This is a genomic window from Achromobacter sp. 10T422, assembly GCF_056394065.1.
The window spans coordinates 343034-358530 of sequence record NZ_JBFTHD010000002.1 but is presented as its reverse complement, the minus strand read 5'-3'; the positions used below and the strand labels follow the sequence as shown (position 1 = coordinate 358530).

The following is a 15497-nucleotide window of genomic DNA, read 5'->3' as shown; positions in this document are numbered from 1 at the left end:
TATCTCTGCCTTTCCGTATGGGGATCAAAAACCTGCAATGCGTCGGGCAAAAAAATTGTAACGGTCAAATCTGACGCGGGCTCACTTGCAGCCAATATTGCGTGTGCCGCGTTACGGTGATGGGCAGCGCGGGTTCCAGCGCCTTCAGCGCGCGTTCGGCGTCGTCCAGCGGGAACACGCCTGACAACTGCAAAGCGGCCACGGCCGGGTCCACGCGAATCACGCCCATGCGTTGGCGCGCCAGATACTGCGCGAAATAATCCAGCCGCCATTCCTTGGCCACCACCAGGCCGTCGACCCAGGCCAGCCGGTCGGGGTCCGACGCGTTGCGGTGAAGCAGACCGTCATCTGCAAAGGCCAGCCGTTCGCCCGCGGCGGCATGCGTCCACACGCCGTCGCGCAGCAAGGCCACGCTGCCTTCATACACGCCCAAGCGCGATCCGGTATCGGTACGGCGCAAGTCAAAGCGGGCGTGTTCCGCCCGCAACTCGCCATACCCCGTGTCTACGCGCAAGGCGTCCACGCCGGGACGCATGGCGGTGTCGACCAGCATTTCGCCGCGCAGCAGATCGATGCCGCGCGCGTTGCCGCTCAGCCGCAAGCGCACGGCGCTGTCGCTATTCAAGGTAATGCTCAAGCCATCGGCAACCGCCACCGTGCGCCGCTCGCCAATGCTTGTGCTCACGTCGGCCGCCAGGCGCTGCCAGGGCGTGTGCCGGTATCCCGCCCAGCCCGTTGCGGCAAGCGCCGTCACCCCCAGCAAACTGCGCAGCGCCGCCCGCCGGCCGTGTGACGGCGGCGCATTCAAGGCCGCGTGCGCCAGGGCCGCTGGCACGCGGCGGGCGTCACGGCCAATGGCCTGCAAGCGGTCCCAGGCCTGCTGGTGCGCGGCGTCCGCGGCCAGCCAGGCCCGACAGGATTCCCGGTCGTGCGCGTCAGCCAAGCCGGATTGCAGCTTGGCCCACCAGGCAATCGCCTGGCGCACGACCGGGTCCGGCGGCATGCGGCCTGCGGCGTTACTCATAGAACGCCGTGTAGCACGCGGACATCGCGCGCACCATGTACTGCTGGACGGAACTCAGGGATACGTTCAGGCGCTGGGCGATTTCGGGATACGTCAGCCCGTCCAGTTGCGACATCAGAAATGCCGCGCGCGCCTTGGGCGGCAAGCCATCCAGCAGGCGGTCCAGTTGCTTTAACGATTGCAGCTGTTCTGTCTGCGTTTCGGGCGACGGCGCATACGCTTCGGGCAACGTGGCCAGATAGCTCAGGTAGGCGTTTTCCAGCGCGGCATGGCGCTGGTGGTCCACGACCAGCCCCTTCGCAATCGTGGTCAGCAAGGCGCGGGCCTCGTTGGCGCGCACGGCCTTGCGCCCTTGGATCACGCGCACGAAAACATCCTGCGCCAGATCTTCGGCGCGATGCTCGCAACCGAGCTTGCGGCGCAGCCAGCCGAACAGCCAGGGGCGATGATCGCGGTACAGGCCATCGACAGGCGCGATAGCGTCAGCGCACGGTGCCGATGAGGAAAGGACGGAGGAGGACACAGTTGAGACAGCGGTACGGGACCAAAAGTCTCAAAATCTTAAGTGATAATGACTTGCATTACCAATCTTATGCACGCCAGCCCCATGTAACAGGGGCCGGATGCGGCATTACTACAACGTCGCGGTCAGGCGGCGTTCCGATTCCAGGTATTCGCGCGACTGCATTTCAAGAATGCGCGACACAGTGCGATGGAATTCATTGGCCAGCGCGCCTTCGGTGTAGATCTCTTCCGGCTCGCACTCGGCCGACATGATGAGCTTCACGCGGTGGTCGTAGAACACGTCGATCAGCCACGTGAAGCGGCGCGCTTCGGAAGCCTGCCGCGGCCCCATCTTCGGCACGCCAGACAGGATCACGGCGTGGAAGCGGTTGGCCAGTTCCAGGTAGTCGTTCTGCGAACGCGGGCCGCCGCAAAGCGTTGCGAAATCAAACCACACCACGGCCCCCGCCAAGGCCAGCGCGCGAATCTCGCGATGCTCGATATGCAGCACCGGGTCTTGCGGCGGCGTGTCGGCCAGGCTGTCGAACGCCTTTTGCAACGCGGCCTGCGCGTGCTCGTCCAGCGGCGTGTGAAAGCACTGCACTTGCTCAAGCGAACGGCGGCGGTAATCCACGCCGGCATCCACGTTCATGACGTCCATGCGCGACTGGATCAGCGCAATGGCGGGCAGCACGCGGTCGCGGTGCAGGCCATCGGTGTAGAGCGTGGACGGCTCGTAGTTGGACGTCATCACAAACGACGTGCCGTATTCGAACAGCTTGAGCAGCAAGCGGTGCAGGATCATCGCGTCGGCCACATCCGACACGTGGAATTCGTCAAAGCAGATCAGGCGGTAGCGCTTGGCGACCCGCTTGGCCACTTCGTCCAGCGGATCTTGCATGCCCTTCACTTCTTCCAGCTCGCGATGCACGCCACGCATGAATTCGTGGAAGTGCAGACGCGTCTTGCGCACCACCGGCACGGTCGCGTAGAAGGCATCCATCAGGAAGCTCTTGCCGCGCCCCACCCCGCCCCACAGATACACGCCGCGAGGCACGTCGGGCCGATTCAGCAGCTTCTTCAGCGCGTTCGAGCGCATCGACTTGAACTTGACCCATTCGTCGTAATAGCGCTGCAAGCGGTCGATGGCCAGCTTTTGCGCGGCATCGGGCTTGTAGCCACGTTCGGCCAGGGCGTGTTCGTAGTATTCGCGGACGTTCATGGGGCTTAGCTCAACCAACCAAAATGAAAAAAGGGCGGGTCCTTGAACCCGCCCCCTGTCTAGCTCAGGTCAAGGACGCTTAGAAGTTCAGCGCGCGCTTGTCCACGGCCAGAGCGGCTTCCTTCACGGCTTCCGACAGCGTCGGGTGCGCGTGGCAGATGCGGGCGATGTCTTCAGCGGCGCCACGGAATTCCATGATGGTCACGGCTTCCGAAATCAGCTCCGAGGCCATCGGGCCCACAATGTGCACGCCCAGGACTTCGTCGGTCTTGGCGTCAGCGATCACCTTGGCAAAGCCCGTGGTGTCGCCCAGCGCGCGAGCGCGGCCGTTGGCCAGGAACGGGAAGCTGCCAGCCTTGTACTCGCGGCCTTCGGCCTTGAGCTGCTGTTCGGTCTTGCCGACCCAGGCGATTTCCGGCGACGTGTAGATGACCCACGGCACGGTGTCGAAGTTGACGTGGCCATGCTGGCCGGCGATGCGCTCGGCAACCGCCACACCTTCTTCTTCGGCCTTGTGCGCCAGCATCGGGCCGCGCACCACGTCACCCACTGCCCAGACGTTCGGCAGGTTGGTCTTGCAATCGCCGTCCACGGCCACGAAGCCGCGTTCGTCCAGCTTCAGGCCCACGGCGTCGGCGTTCAGGCCGCCGGTGTAAGGCACGCGGCCGATCGAGACGATCAGCTTGTCGACCACCAGCTTCTGCTCGGCGCCCTTGGCGTCGACGTAGGGCACGGTCACCGACTTGGCGGTGGCCTTGATCTCGCCGATCTTCACACCCATCTGGATGTTCAGGCCTTGCTTGGTGAACGCCTTCAGCGCTTCCTTGGCCACTTGGCCGTCGGCAGCAGCCAGGAATTCCGGCATGGCTTCCAGGATCGTGACTTCCGAACCCAGGCGGCGCCACACGCTGCCCATTTCCAGGCCGATCACGCCAGCGCCGATCACGCCCAGCGTCTTCGGCACGGCGCCGATGTTCAGTGCGCCGTCGTTGGACAGCACGACCTTTTCGTCAAACGGCAGGCCGGGCAATTCACGCGCCGACGAACCCGTTGCCACCACGACGTGCTTGGCAACCAGGTCTTCTTCGGCGGTGCCGGTGACCTTGATGGCCCAGCCGCCTTCCACTTGGCCGCTGAACTGGCCCTTGCCGTGGAAGAACGTGACCTTGTTCTTCTTGAACAGGTACAGGATGCCGTCGTTGTTCTGCTTGACCACCGTGTTCTTGCGGCCGATCAGCGTATCGAGCTTCAGGCTCACGCCCTTGACTTCGATGCCGTGCTCGGCGAAGTGGTGGTTGGCTTGTTCGAAGTGCTCGGACGATTGCAGCAGCGCCTTGGACGGGATGCAACCGACGTTGGTGCACGTACCGCCAGGAGCCGGGCCGCCTTGGCCGTTCTGCCAGGCGTCGATGCAAGCGACCGACATGCCGAGTTGCGCTGCGCGAATGGCGGCGATGTAGCCGCCAGGGCCTGCGCCGATCACGACGACGTCAAATTGTTTGGACATAGTGTTCTCGCGATTGAGTGTGGGGTGGAACACGCCCCGCCCGGTGTTTGCGAGCCGGAGGCCAGCCGTGGGCCGGCCGGGGCGCCGCGATCCGGAAGGCCCGGTGCGGCGCCGCGCGGAGCGTCGAGATTACAGGTCCAGCAACAGGCGCTGCGGATCTTCCAGGGCGTCCTTCATGGCGACCAGGCCCAGCACGGCTTCGCGGCCGTCGATGATGCGGTGGTCGTAGGACAGCGCCAGGTAGTTCATCGGGCGGATGACGATCTGGCCGTTTTCGACAACAGCGCGATCCTTGGTGGCGTGCACGCCCAGGATGGCCGATTGCGGCGGGTTGATGATCGGGGTCGACAGCATCGAACCGAACACGCCACCGTTGGAGATCGAGAACGTGCCGCCGGTCATTTCTTCAATGCCCAGCTTGCCGTCAGCGGCGCGGCGGCCGAAGTCAGCGATGGTCTTTTCGATTTCAGCGATGGACAGCTGGTCGGCGTTGCGCAGGATCGGCACCACCAGGCCACGCGGGCTGCCGACAGCGATACCGATGTCGAAGTAGCCGTGATAGATGATGTCCTTGCCGTCGATCGACGCGTTGATCAGCGGGTACTTCTTCAGGGCGGCAACGGCGGCCTTGACGAAGAACGACATGAAACCCAGCTTGATGCCGTGTTCCTTTTCGAACTTGTCCTTGTACTTGCTGCGCAGATCGATGACCGCTTGCATGTTCACTTCGTTGAACGTGGTCAGGATTGCGTTTTCTTGCTGCGATTGCAGCAGGCGTTCGGCGATGCGGGCGCGCAGGCGGCTCATCGGCACGCGCTGTTCCGGACGGCCGTCCAGCGACAGCGTGGTCGGGGCCGGAGCAGCCGGGGCCTTGGCAGGCGCGGCCTTGGCGGCGGGTGCGCTGGCGGCCAGGGCGTCGCCCTTGGTCACGCGGCCGTCACGGCCGGTGCCCGACACGGAAGCGGCGTCAACGCCCTTCTCGGCCAGGATCTTGGCAGCGGCGGGCGAGGCCACGCCAGCAGCGGCGGACGAGGCCGGGGCAGYAGCGGCCGGAGCGGCAGCGGCTTGTTCAGCGGCCTTGGGGGCAGCGGCGGGAGCGGTCGCGGCGGAGGCAGCCTTGGCGGCGGTGTCGATACGGGCCAGCACTTCGCCCGAGGTCACGGTGCTGCCATCGCCCTTGACGATTTCAGCCAGCACGCCCGAAGCGGGAGCCGGCACTTCCAGCACAACCTTGTCGGTTTCKACTTCGATCAGGATTTCGTCCGCTTCAACGGCAGCGCCCGGCTGCTTCTTCCAGGTCAGCAGGGTCGCTTCGGAAACGGATTCGGAAAGTTGGGGGACGACGACGTCGGTAATAGCCATTTTGTTTGTTCCGTAAAGTTTGTGTTCTGGTCACGCGGCGCGGCAAGGTTCGAAATCGAGTTCCAAAACGCTTGCCGCGCGCGGCGCATGCATCAAGTCAGGGTTACTTCGTCAACATGACCTTGAACTTGGGCGCGAAAGCCGTTTCGATCAGGGCCTTCTGCTGCTCCTGGTGCTTGGCCAGGTAGCCCACGGCCGGCGATGCCGACGCGGCGCGGCCGGCGTAGCCCAGCTTCTGGCCTTCCACCATGTTCTCGTACACGTGATGCTGAACGTAGAACCAGGCGCCTTGGTTCTGCGGTTCGTCCTGAACCCAGATCACTTCGGTGGCCTTCGGGTACTTGCGCAGTTCCGTTTCAAACGACTTGTGCGCAAACGGGTACAGCTGCTCGACGCGGACGATGGCGACGTTGTCGGCGCCACGCTCACGGCGGGCGTTGACCAGGTCGTAATACACCTTGCCCGAGCAAGCCAGAACGCGCTTGACCTTGCTGGCGTCGATGGTGTCGTCGACTTCGCCGATCACCGGCTGGAAGCTGCCGCCTGCCAAATCGGTCAGGGGGGAGCCGGCGTCCTTGTTACGCAGCAGCGACTTCGGCGTGAACAGCACCAGCGGCTTGCGGAACGGGCGGATCATCTGGCGGCGCAGAACGTGGAAGATCTGCGAGGCAGAGGTCGGCTGGACCACTTGCATGTTGTTGTCGGCGCACAGTTGCAGGAAGCGCTCGATGCGGCCCGACGAGTGCTCGGGGCCTTGGCCTTCGTAGCCGTGCGGCAGCATCAGGGTCAGGCCCGACTGGCGGCCCCACTTGGCTTCGCCGGAGCTGATGAACTGGTCGATCACGACCTGGGCGCCGTTGACGAAGTCGCCAAACTGGCCTTCCCAGATGGTCAGCGTGTTCGGTTCAGCGCTGGAGTAACCGTATTCAAAGGCCAGCACCGCCTCTTCGGACAGCACGGAGTCGATGACGGTGAACGGAGCCTGGCCTTCCGACACGTTCTGCAGCGGAATGTAGGTGCCGTCGTTCCAGCGTTCGCGGTTCTGGTCGTGCAGCACGGCGTGGCGGTGCGTGAACGTGCCACGGCCCGAGTCCTGGCCGGTGATGCGGATGGCGTAGCCCGAGGACACCAGGGTCGCAAAAGCGAGGTGTTCGCCCATGCCCCAGTCCAGGTTCAATTCGCCCTTGGCCATCGTGCGGCGGTCGTTCAGCAGCTTGGCGACCAGCGGGTGCACCGTAAAGCCTTCCGGAACCGTCGTGATGCGTTCGCCGATGCGCTTCAACTCAGCCAGCGGCACAGCCGTGTCGGCCTGGTCGGTCCACTTGGCGCCCAGGAACGGGGACCAGTCGATCGCGTACTTGCTCTTGTAGTCGGTCAGCACGGGTTCGATCGTGCGCTGGCCGTCTTCCATCAGCTGACGGTAGTCCTTGACCAGTTGATCGGCTTCGCCTTCAGCCAGCACGCCTTGCGTGGTCAGCTTGTCGGCGTACAGCTTGCGCGTGCCGGGGTGATGGCCGATACGCTTGTACATCAGGGGCTGCGTCAGCGACGGGGTGTCTTGCTCGTTGTGGCCCAGCTTGCGGAAGCAAACGATGTCCACGACGATGTCGTGACGGAATTGCAGACGGTAGTCCAGCGCCAGCTTGGTGACGAACACCACGGCTTCGGGGTCGTCGCCGTTGACGTGGAACACCGGGGCTTCGATCATCTTGACGACGTCGGTGCAGTACAGCGTCGAACGCGAGTCACGCGGGTCAGACGTCGTGAAGCCGATCTGGTTGTTGATGACGATGTGCAGCGTGCCGCCCGTACCGTAGCCGCGCGTCTGGGCCAGGTTCAGGGTTTCCATGACCACGCCTTGGCCGGCGAAAGCCGCGTCGCCGTGCACCAGCACCGGCAGCACGGACTTGCCTTCGGCGTCACCGCGGCGTTCCTGGCGAGCGCGCACGCTGCCTTCGACCACGGGGTTGACGATTTCAAGGTGGGACGGGTTGAACGCCAACGACAGGTGGACCGGGCCGCCACGGGTGGACAGGTCGGAGGAGAAGCCGTTGTGGTACTTCACGTCGCCGTCGGTCAGGCCTTCGGCGTGCTTGCCTTCGAACTCGGCGAACAGGTCGCCAGGCATCTTGCCCATGATGTTCACGAGCAGGTTCAGGCGGCCGCGGTGGGCCATGCCGACCACGATTTCCTGGACGCCGTTTTCACCGGCGTGGTTCACCACTTCGTCCATCGAGGCGATGAAGCTTTCGCCGCCTTCCAGCGAGAAACGCTTCTGGCCAACGTACTTGGTGTGCAGGAAGCGCTCGAGGCCTTCGGACTCGGTCAGCTGCTGCAGGATGTGGCGCTTTTCTTCGACCGAGTAGGTCGGCGCACCCAACGTGGTTTCCAGGCGTTCCTGAATCCAGCGCTTGGCGGCGGGGTCGGAGATGTGCGTGAATTCAGCACCGATGCTGCGGCAATACGTGTCGCGCAGCGCCTTCAGGATGTCGCGCAGCGTCATGGTGCTGGCGGTCGTGAAGTAGGTGTTGGTGGCCGAGTAGGTTTGATCCAGATCGGCTTCGGTCAGGCCGTAGAAGGCGGGATCGAGTTCCGGGATCGGCGGGCGCTCTTGGCGCTTGAGGGGGTCCAGATCGGCCCAGCGCGAACCCAGCGAACGGTAGGCAGCAATCAGCGATTGCACCGACACTTGCTTGCTGGCGACGCTCAGATCGGGTTCGGCCGTACGTTGCACAAAGGCATTGGCCTTGGCGCGCTGGGCGAACGATTCGACGATGGGAGCGTGGGCCTGGTCGCGAGTGGATTCCTGGCCGTCGGTAGCGGGAGCGTGCTGCAACTGGTCGAAATATTCGCGCCAGTTATCAGGAACCGAACCGGGATTGTCGAGGTAGGCTTCGTAAAGCTCCTCAACATACGGGGCGTTACCCCCAAAGAGATAAGACGTGGATAGAGATTCTATTTCCGAAGACATATCGCTTCACCTTTACGAGTGCTTCACTCGACACGATGCAGGAAAACCTTCCGCAGCACGGGCTTCCCGTTAAGCGGATAGCAGGGGCAGAAGGCGCGTACAAGCCTTGAAAGCCGTATGCCGAGCAGTATAACCCTTTGAGTTTACGGCCGTCTTCCTGCATTTCTGTGATGCAAAAGCCGATTCGGAATGCCGCCATGCGGCTTTGGAATGTCCTGGCAACCCCTGACATTGCGCCGTCTACGCACCATCAAATTCTGTTAATCCAAAATGCCGCAGCGCGTCATTTTTTAGCCGCTAAAAGAAGAGTGTTGCGCATTAGCCGCGTCACACCGGCAACGCGGTCGTCGACAAGATCTCTTTCAGCACGAAAAAAGTACGAATCTGGCGCACGCCAGGCAGCTTGATGATCTCGCCCGCATGCAGCTTGTTGAAGCGTTCAAGATCCCGTATGCGCAGCATCAGAAAGTAGTCGAACTCGCCGGCCACCAAGTGGCATTCCAGGCAGCCGCTGATGCCTCGCGCCGCTTCTTCAAAGTCGGTGAAGGACTCGGGCGTGGAGCGGTCCAGCACCACGCCCACGATGACGAGCGTGGCCATGTCGACGTCAGCCGGTTCCAACAACGCGACCGTCTTTTTGATGACGCCTTCGGCCTTCAATTTTTCAACGCGCCGCAGGCACGCGGCCGGACTCAAATGCACGCGCGTGCTCAGATCCAGATTGGTGATCTGCGCATCGTCTTGCAAGACGCGCAAGATGTGGCGGTCGATGCGGTCCAGACTTGCGAGCGCGGCCATTTGATACGTCCCTAAAAATTTAATTTCGTATTTGTTTTTATATTCGAAATATTTATTCTCAGGCAACGATTATTAAAACCCTTAAATGACGGAACGGATAAAAATACGCAATTGACCGCATATCGCTGCGATTCCTATGATTTTTCCATCCGCGCCATCCCGCCGGCCGGAACGTCACCCTCAGGAGTCCGCATGGATCTGCAACGCTTTCCCCGTCATCGCCTGACCTTTGGCGACACCCCCATCGAAAAGCTCAACCGCCTGTCCGCGCACTTAGGCGGCAAGGTCGAGATCTACGCCAAGCGCGAAGACTGCAACAGCGGCCTGGCGTTCGGCGGCAACAAGCTGCGCAAGCTGGAATACCTGATTCCGCAGGCGCTTGAGCAAGGCTGCGACACGCTGGTGACGATCGGCGGCATCCAGTCCAACCACACCCGCATGGTGGCCGCGGTGGCCGCCAAGCTGGGGCTGGCCTGCGTGCTGGTTCAGGAAAACTGGGTGGACTATTCGGATGCGGTCTACGACCGCGTCGGCAACATCATGATGAGCCGCCTGATGGGCGCCGATGTGCGGCTGGTGGACCAGGGCTTTGACATCGGCTTTCGGCGCAGCTGGGAAGAAGCGCTGGAAGACGTCAGAAAGCGCGGCGGCAAGCCCTACGCCATTCCGGCCGGCGCGTCCGACCACGAACTGGGCGGGCTGGGCTATGTGGGCTTCGCCGAGGAAGTGCGGCGCCAGGAAGCCGAGCTGGGTTTCAAGTTCGACTACATCGTCGTGTGCGCCGTCACAGGCAGCACGCAAGCGGGCATGGTGGTGGGCTTTGCGGCCGATGGCCGCGCCGACCGCGTGATTGGCATCGATGCGTCCGCCACGCCGGATCAAACGCGTGCGCAGATTCTGCGTATTGCGCGGCGCACCGCCGACATGGTCGGGCTGGAACAAGGCATTGCCGACAGCGACGTGGTGCTCGACACACGCTATGCCTATCCCGCCTACGGCCTGCCATCCGCCGAAACCAACGAAGCCATCCGCACTTGCGCGCGGCTGGAAGGCATGATGACCGACCCGGTGTACGAGGGGAAGTCCATGCAGGGGATGATGGACATCATCCGCCGCGGCGAAATTCCCGCCGGGTCGAAGGTTCTGTATGCGCACCTGGGAGGGGTGCCGGCGATCAACGCCTATAGCTTTCTGTACCGCAACGGCTGAAGACGGCTACCCGGCGCAAGGCTTCGGTTCCATGGGCTGGCCGGCGGGCGACTTGCGCTGAACCGGCCCGCCCTGCCCGCTTCAGTTCGTCTTGGCCCCCGCCTGGAACCAGGCGCCGATCAACGCGCGTTCGTCGTCGGTCATGCCGGTGGAATTGGCCATAGGCATGATTTTCGACACGACCACTTGCTGGTAGACGGCCTGCGCGTGGGTGGCGATCTGCTCCACGGAATCCAGCCGCACGTTCTTCATCTGCACCTGCGCGCCGTGGCAGAGCAGGCAGCGCTGGTCGAACACCTGGCGCACTTGCGTGAACGCGACGTCGGCGGGCGGCGCCACGGCCGCAGACGCCGCCACCGGCGCGGGCCGCATCCAGATGATGGTCAGGCCCAGCACCGCGATACCCAGCAACACATACGGCAGCGGATTGCGCGCATTGCCCAGCTTGAAACGATGGCGCACCACGAAGAACTGGCGTATCGCCGCGCCGCCCAGCATGATCAGCAGCAGCACGATCCAGTTGTACTGATGGGTGTAGGTGAAGCTGTAGTGGTTGCTCATCATCGTGAACACCACCGGCAGCGTGAAGTAGGTGTTGTGCACGCTACGCTGCTTGCCGCGCTGGCCGTTGACCGGGTCGACGGGCTTACCCGCCCGCATCGCCGCCACGTTCTTCCTTTGACCGGGAATGATCCAGAAGAACACGTTGCCGCTCATGGTGGTGGCCATCATGGCGCCCACCAGCAGGAACGCCGCGCGGCCTGCAAACCAGTGGCAGGCCAGCCACGACGCCAACGCGATGAACACCGCGATCAACACACCGACGATGGTGTCGCCATGTTTGCCACGGCCGAACAGCCGGCAGATGCCGTCGTAGACAATCCAGAACACGACAAAGAAGGCCAGCGCCACCGCCACGGCGGTCGAGGGCTGCCAGTCCATCTTTGAACGATCAATGAGATAGGTGCTGGCGTTCCACAGGTACGACATGGTGAACAGCGCAAAGCCGGTCAGCCATGTGCTGTAGCTTTCCCAGAACGACCAATGCAGATGATCGGGCAGCTTCTTGGGTTGCACCGCGTACTTCTGCATGTTGTAGAAGCCGCCGCCGTGCACCGCCCATTGCTCGCCGCCTACGCCTTTGTCCAGCGATTCCGCGTCGCGCGGTTTTTCCAGGCTGTTGTCCAGCATCACGAAGTAGAACGACGTGCCGATCCACGCGATGCCGGTAATGATGTGGGCCCAACGCAGCAGCAGATTGACCCAATCCAGGTAGTAGCTTTCCATTCACGCCCCCGCAGCGGGCGGGCCTGTAAGGCTCCGCCACACTGCTCACCACCGCGGGCGCTGTAAGCAGAAGACGATCGCGCACAAGGCTTGGGGCCATGCACCGCTGCGATCAAGATCCGCGAAATTGTATGCAGGTTTTGTTCACAAGGCTATGCAGCAGCGCCCGTTTCGGCATCAGGAATACCCTAGGCCGGGCAAGCGGAACGTCGCGCGATGCAAACTGAAGCGCTGCCTGTTGCGCGCGGTGAGCGGTGAGCGGTGAGCGGTGAGCGGTGAGCGGTGAGCGGTGAGCCGTGAGCCGTGAGCCGTGAGCGAGTTGCGTGCCAGCCTACGAGCCGCGATACGTCGAATAGCTCCAGGGGCTGACAAGCAGCGGCACGTGATAGTGCTGGTCTGCGTGGGCCACGCCGAAATCCAGGCTGACCTGATTCAGGAAGTTGGGCTCGGGCAAGGCCACGCCGCGCGCCTTGAAATAGCCGGCCACATCGAACACCAGCCGGTACGTGCCCACCTTCAGGTCTTGATCGGTGAATAGCGGTTTGGCGCTGCGGCCGTCGTCATTCAGCGTGAATTGGTTAAGCAGCGTGGCGCTCGCGCCCTCGGTGGCGTAAAGCGCAACGGCCATCCCCGCTGCGGGGCAGCCGTGCATGGTGTCGAGTACGTGTGTGGTCAGGCCCAATCTTGTCTCCTCATGCCCTCGTACCGCCGGGCGATATCATGGTTATCCTTAATGATGTACATAAATTGTATACAGCTAATTGCTTTCCAGCTATTGTTTAGCCCATCATGAAACTCCCCGTCATCGTGCTTCTGCCCGGGGTTTCAAGTTCAGGGTCATCAACGTCCGCGCTTTCAGGCTATCCGCCCGTCCATTCATGAACACCTACGATTCCACGCTTCCGTATCCCCGCGACCTGGTCGGTTATGGCCGCAATCCGCCGCACGCGCAATGGCCGGGCCGCGCCCGAATCGCCGTGCAATTCGTGCTGAATTACGAAGAAGGCGGCGAGAACTCCGTGCTCCACGGGGATGCCGGCTCCGAACAATTCCTGTCCGAGATGTTCAACCCCGCCAGCTACCCGGACCGCCATCTCAGCATGGAAGGCATCTATGAATACGGGTCGCGCACGGGCGTCTGGCGCATCCTGCGAGAATTCGAAAAGCGGCAACTGCCGCTGACCGTCTTCGGCGTGGGCATGGCCTTGCAGCGTCACCCGGAACTGACGGCGGCGTTCACCGAACTGGGTCACGAAATCGCCTGCCACGGCTGGCGCTGGGTCCACTACCAGAACGTGGATGAAGCCACCGAACGCGAGCACATGCGACTGGGCATGGACGCCATCACGCAACTGACCGGCAGCCGCCCGCTGGGCTGGTACACCGGCCGCGACAGCCCGCGCACGCGCCGGCTTGTTGCCGACTACGGCGGCTTCGAATACGACAGCGATTACTACGGCGACGACCTGCCCTTCTGGATGCAGGTGCAAAAGACGGACGGCGCCGTCGTGCCGCAATTGATCGTGCCCTACACGCTGGACTGCAACGACATGCGCTTCGCGCTGCCCCAGGGGTACTCGCACGCCGACCCGTTCTTCCAATATCTGAAAGACAGCTTCGATGTGCTGTACGCCGAAGGCGAGGACGCGCCCAAGATGCTCAGCATCGGCATGCACTGCCGGCTGCTCGGCCGGCCCGGGCGCATCACGGCGCTGCAACGCTTTCTGGATCACATTGCCAGCCATGACCGCGTCTGGGTGTGCCGCCGGCTGGACATCGCCCGGCACTGGAAAGYCACCCACCCCTACCTTCCCAACCGCTAAGCGCTCCGACCATGGCCTACACGCTGGAACAACTCAACGCCGCCACGCCCGATAACGCCGTGGCCATGCTCGACGGCTTGTACGAGCATTCGCCCTGGATCGCCCGGCAGGCGCTGGCCGCCCGCCCGTTCCGGTCGCTGGCCCATTTGCAGGACCAGATGCGCCAGGTGCTGGACGATGCCGATATCGAAGCCCGGCTGGCGCTGATCCGCGCCCACCCGGAGCTGGCCGGCCGCGCCATGCTGCGCAACAGCCTCACCGCCGAATCCACGCAAGAACAGGATCAGGCGGGGCTCACGCATTGCTCGCCCGAAGAGCTTGCGCAGTTGCAGCAACTGAACACCGACTACAACGCCCGCTTCGGCTTTCCCTTCATCCTGGCTGTGCGCGGCGCGCGCGGCACGGGGTTGAACCGCCAGCAGATCATCGATGAATTCACCCGCCGGCTCGACAACCCGCCGGACGTCGAAATCAGCGAAGCGCTGCGCAACATTCACCGCATCGTCGAAATCCGCATGGCCGACAAATTCGGTGTCGACCTGACGCTGGGCAACGATATCTGGGACTGGCAGGAACGGCTCAGCATTCACAGCGACCCGGGCTACGCCGAAAAAGGCCAGCTCACCGTCACGTATCTGACCGAGGCGCACCGCGCCTGCGCGCAACGCATTTCGCACTGGATGCGCGACTGCGGCTTCGATGAAGTCGAGATCGATGCCGTCGGCAACGTGGTCGGCCGCTACCGCGCCAGCCGCGACGACGCCCCCACACTGATGACCGGCAGCCACTACGACACCGTCCGCAACGGCGGCAAGTACGACGGCCGGCTGGGCATCTTCGTGCCGATGGCCTGCGTGCGCGAACTGCATCGCCAGGGGCGCCGCCTGCCCTATCACCTAGAGGTCATCGGCTTTGCCGAAGAAGAAGGCCAGCGTTACCGCGCCACCTTCCTGGGTTCCGGCGCCTTGATCGGCGACTTCAAACCCGAATGGCTGGACCAGAAAGACGCGCAAGGCATCACGATGCGCGACGCCATGTTGCACGCCGGCCTGTGCATTGACGACATCCCCAAGCTGCGCCGCGATCCCACCCGCTATCTGGGCTTTATCGAAGTGCACATCGAACAAGGCCCCGTGCTGTTCGAAATGGGCCTGCCGCTGGGCATCGTCACGTCCATCAACGGCAGCGTGCGCTACCAGGCGCAGATCTTCGGCATGGCCTGCCACGCCGGCACCACGCCCATGAACCGCCGCCGCGATGCGGCCACCGCCACCGCCGAACTGGCGTTGTATGTGGAGCAGCGCGCCGCGCGCGACGGCGATTCGGTCGGCACGATCGGCATGCTGGAAGTGCCCAACGGTTCAATCAACGTCGTGCCGGGCGAATGCCGTTTCAGCCTGGATTTGCGCGCCCCCAGCGACCCGCAACGCGACGCCTTGGTGAACGACGTGCTGGCCGAGCTTGCCGCCATCTGCCAACGCCGCGGCCTGCGCTACGCGCTTGAAGAAACCATGCGCGCCGCCGCCGCGCCCAGCGACCCGGTCTGGCAACAGCGCTGGGAACGCGCCGTTGACGCGCTGGGCGTGCCGCTGCACCGCATGCCTAGCGGCGCGGGCCACGACGCCATGAAGCTGCACGAAGTCATGCCTCAGGCCATGTTGTTCGTGCGCGGCCAGAATTCCGGCATCAGCCACAACCCCCGCGAATCCACCACCCGCGACGACATCCAGCTGGCCGCGCTTGCCATGCAGCGCTTGCTGGACGACGTTGCCAACGACATCACACGCTAA

Annotated in this window: 12 protein-coding genes; 3 read left to right on the top strand and 9 right to left on the bottom strand. The window is 63.3% G+C overall.

The window, feature by feature from the left end:
- Positions 1–64: 64 nt before the first annotated feature.
- From AC1DB0_RS05765 to AC1DB0_RS05735, 7 genes are all read right to left on the bottom strand, one after another.
- Positions 65–1024, bottom strand: coding sequence for a FecR domain-containing protein (locus tag AC1DB0_RS05765; protein ID WP_342066435.1), 960 nt, complete (start codon positions 1022–1024; stop codon positions 65–67).
- Positions 1017–1547 (bottom strand): sigma-70 family RNA polymerase sigma factor, encoded by a 531-nt coding sequence (locus tag AC1DB0_RS05760; RefSeq protein ID WP_476757673.1) that lies wholly within the window; start codon positions 1545–1547, stop codon positions 1017–1019. Before AC1DB0_RS05760 ends, AC1DB0_RS05765 begins: the two co-directional genes overlap by 8 nt.
- Positions 1548–1658: 111 nt before the next feature.
- Positions 1659–2750: a cell division protein ZapE gene (zapE, locus tag AC1DB0_RS05755; protein WP_175169642.1), complete on the bottom strand. Its 1092-nt coding sequence runs from the start codon at positions 2748–2750 to the stop codon at positions 1659–1661.
- A 79-nt stretch (positions 2751–2829) separates the two neighbouring features.
- Positions 2830–4257, bottom strand: coding sequence for a dihydrolipoyl dehydrogenase (gene lpdA, locus AC1DB0_RS05750; protein WP_054423864.1), 1428 nt, complete (start codon positions 4255–4257; stop codon positions 2830–2832).
- Positions 4258–4386: 129 nt separating this feature from the next.
- Entirely contained in the window at positions 4387–5619 is a 1233-nt protein-coding gene (gene odhB, locus AC1DB0_RS05745; protein WP_476758621.1) for a 2-oxoglutarate dehydrogenase complex dihydrolipoyllysine-residue succinyltransferase, read from the bottom strand.
- A gap of 103 nt (positions 5620–5722) precedes the next feature.
- Positions 5723–8590, bottom strand: a complete 2868-nt coding sequence (locus tag AC1DB0_RS05740) for a 2-oxoglutarate dehydrogenase E1 component (protein WP_054423868.1) — start codon at positions 8588–8590, stop codon at positions 5723–5725.
- 327 nt (positions 8591–8917) lie between these two features.
- A complete protein-coding gene (locus AC1DB0_RS05735; protein WP_054423870.1) occupies positions 8918–9388 on the bottom strand; it encodes an Lrp/AsnC family transcriptional regulator in 471 nt (156 codons plus the stop codon).
- A 192-nt stretch (positions 9389–9580) separates the two neighbouring features.
- On the opposite strand from AC1DB0_RS05735, the gene AC1DB0_RS05730 reads away from it, so the two are divergent.
- Complete coding sequence (locus AC1DB0_RS05730) at positions 9581–10597, top strand: 1-aminocyclopropane-1-carboxylate deaminase (protein WP_346552305.1); 1017 nt, start codon at positions 9581–9583, stop codon at positions 10595–10597.
- A gap of 81 nt (positions 10598–10678) precedes the next feature.
- Here AC1DB0_RS05730 and AC1DB0_RS05725 read toward each other — a convergent pair whose 3' ends face one another.
- Together AC1DB0_RS05725 and uraH are read right to left on the bottom strand one after the other, a co-directional pair.
- Positions 10679–11884 (bottom strand): urate hydroxylase PuuD, encoded by a 1206-nt coding sequence (locus AC1DB0_RS05725; RefSeq protein WP_175169640.1) that lies wholly within the window; start codon positions 11882–11884, stop codon positions 10679–10681.
- Positions 11885–12215: 331 nt separating this feature from the next.
- The gene (gene uraH, locus AC1DB0_RS05720) at positions 12216–12566 is read right to left on the bottom strand and encodes a hydroxyisourate hydrolase (RefSeq protein WP_054423877.1); all 351 of its coding nucleotides are present in this window, start codon (positions 12564–12566) and stop codon (positions 12216–12218) included.
- 196 nt (positions 12567–12762) lie between these two features.
- Here uraH and puuE point away from each other — a divergent pair, with 196 nt between their 5' ends.
- Positions 12763–13707, top strand: coding sequence for an allantoinase PuuE (gene puuE / locus AC1DB0_RS05715; RefSeq protein WP_476758620.1), 945 nt, complete (start codon positions 12763–12765; stop codon positions 13705–13707).
- A gap of 11 nt (positions 13708–13718) precedes the next feature.
- Positions 13719–15497: a 2-oxo-4-hydroxy-4-carboxy-5-ureidoimidazoline decarboxylase gene (gene uraD, locus AC1DB0_RS05710; RefSeq protein ID WP_476757674.1), complete on the top strand. Its 1779-nt coding sequence runs from the start codon at positions 13719–13721 to the stop codon at positions 15495–15497.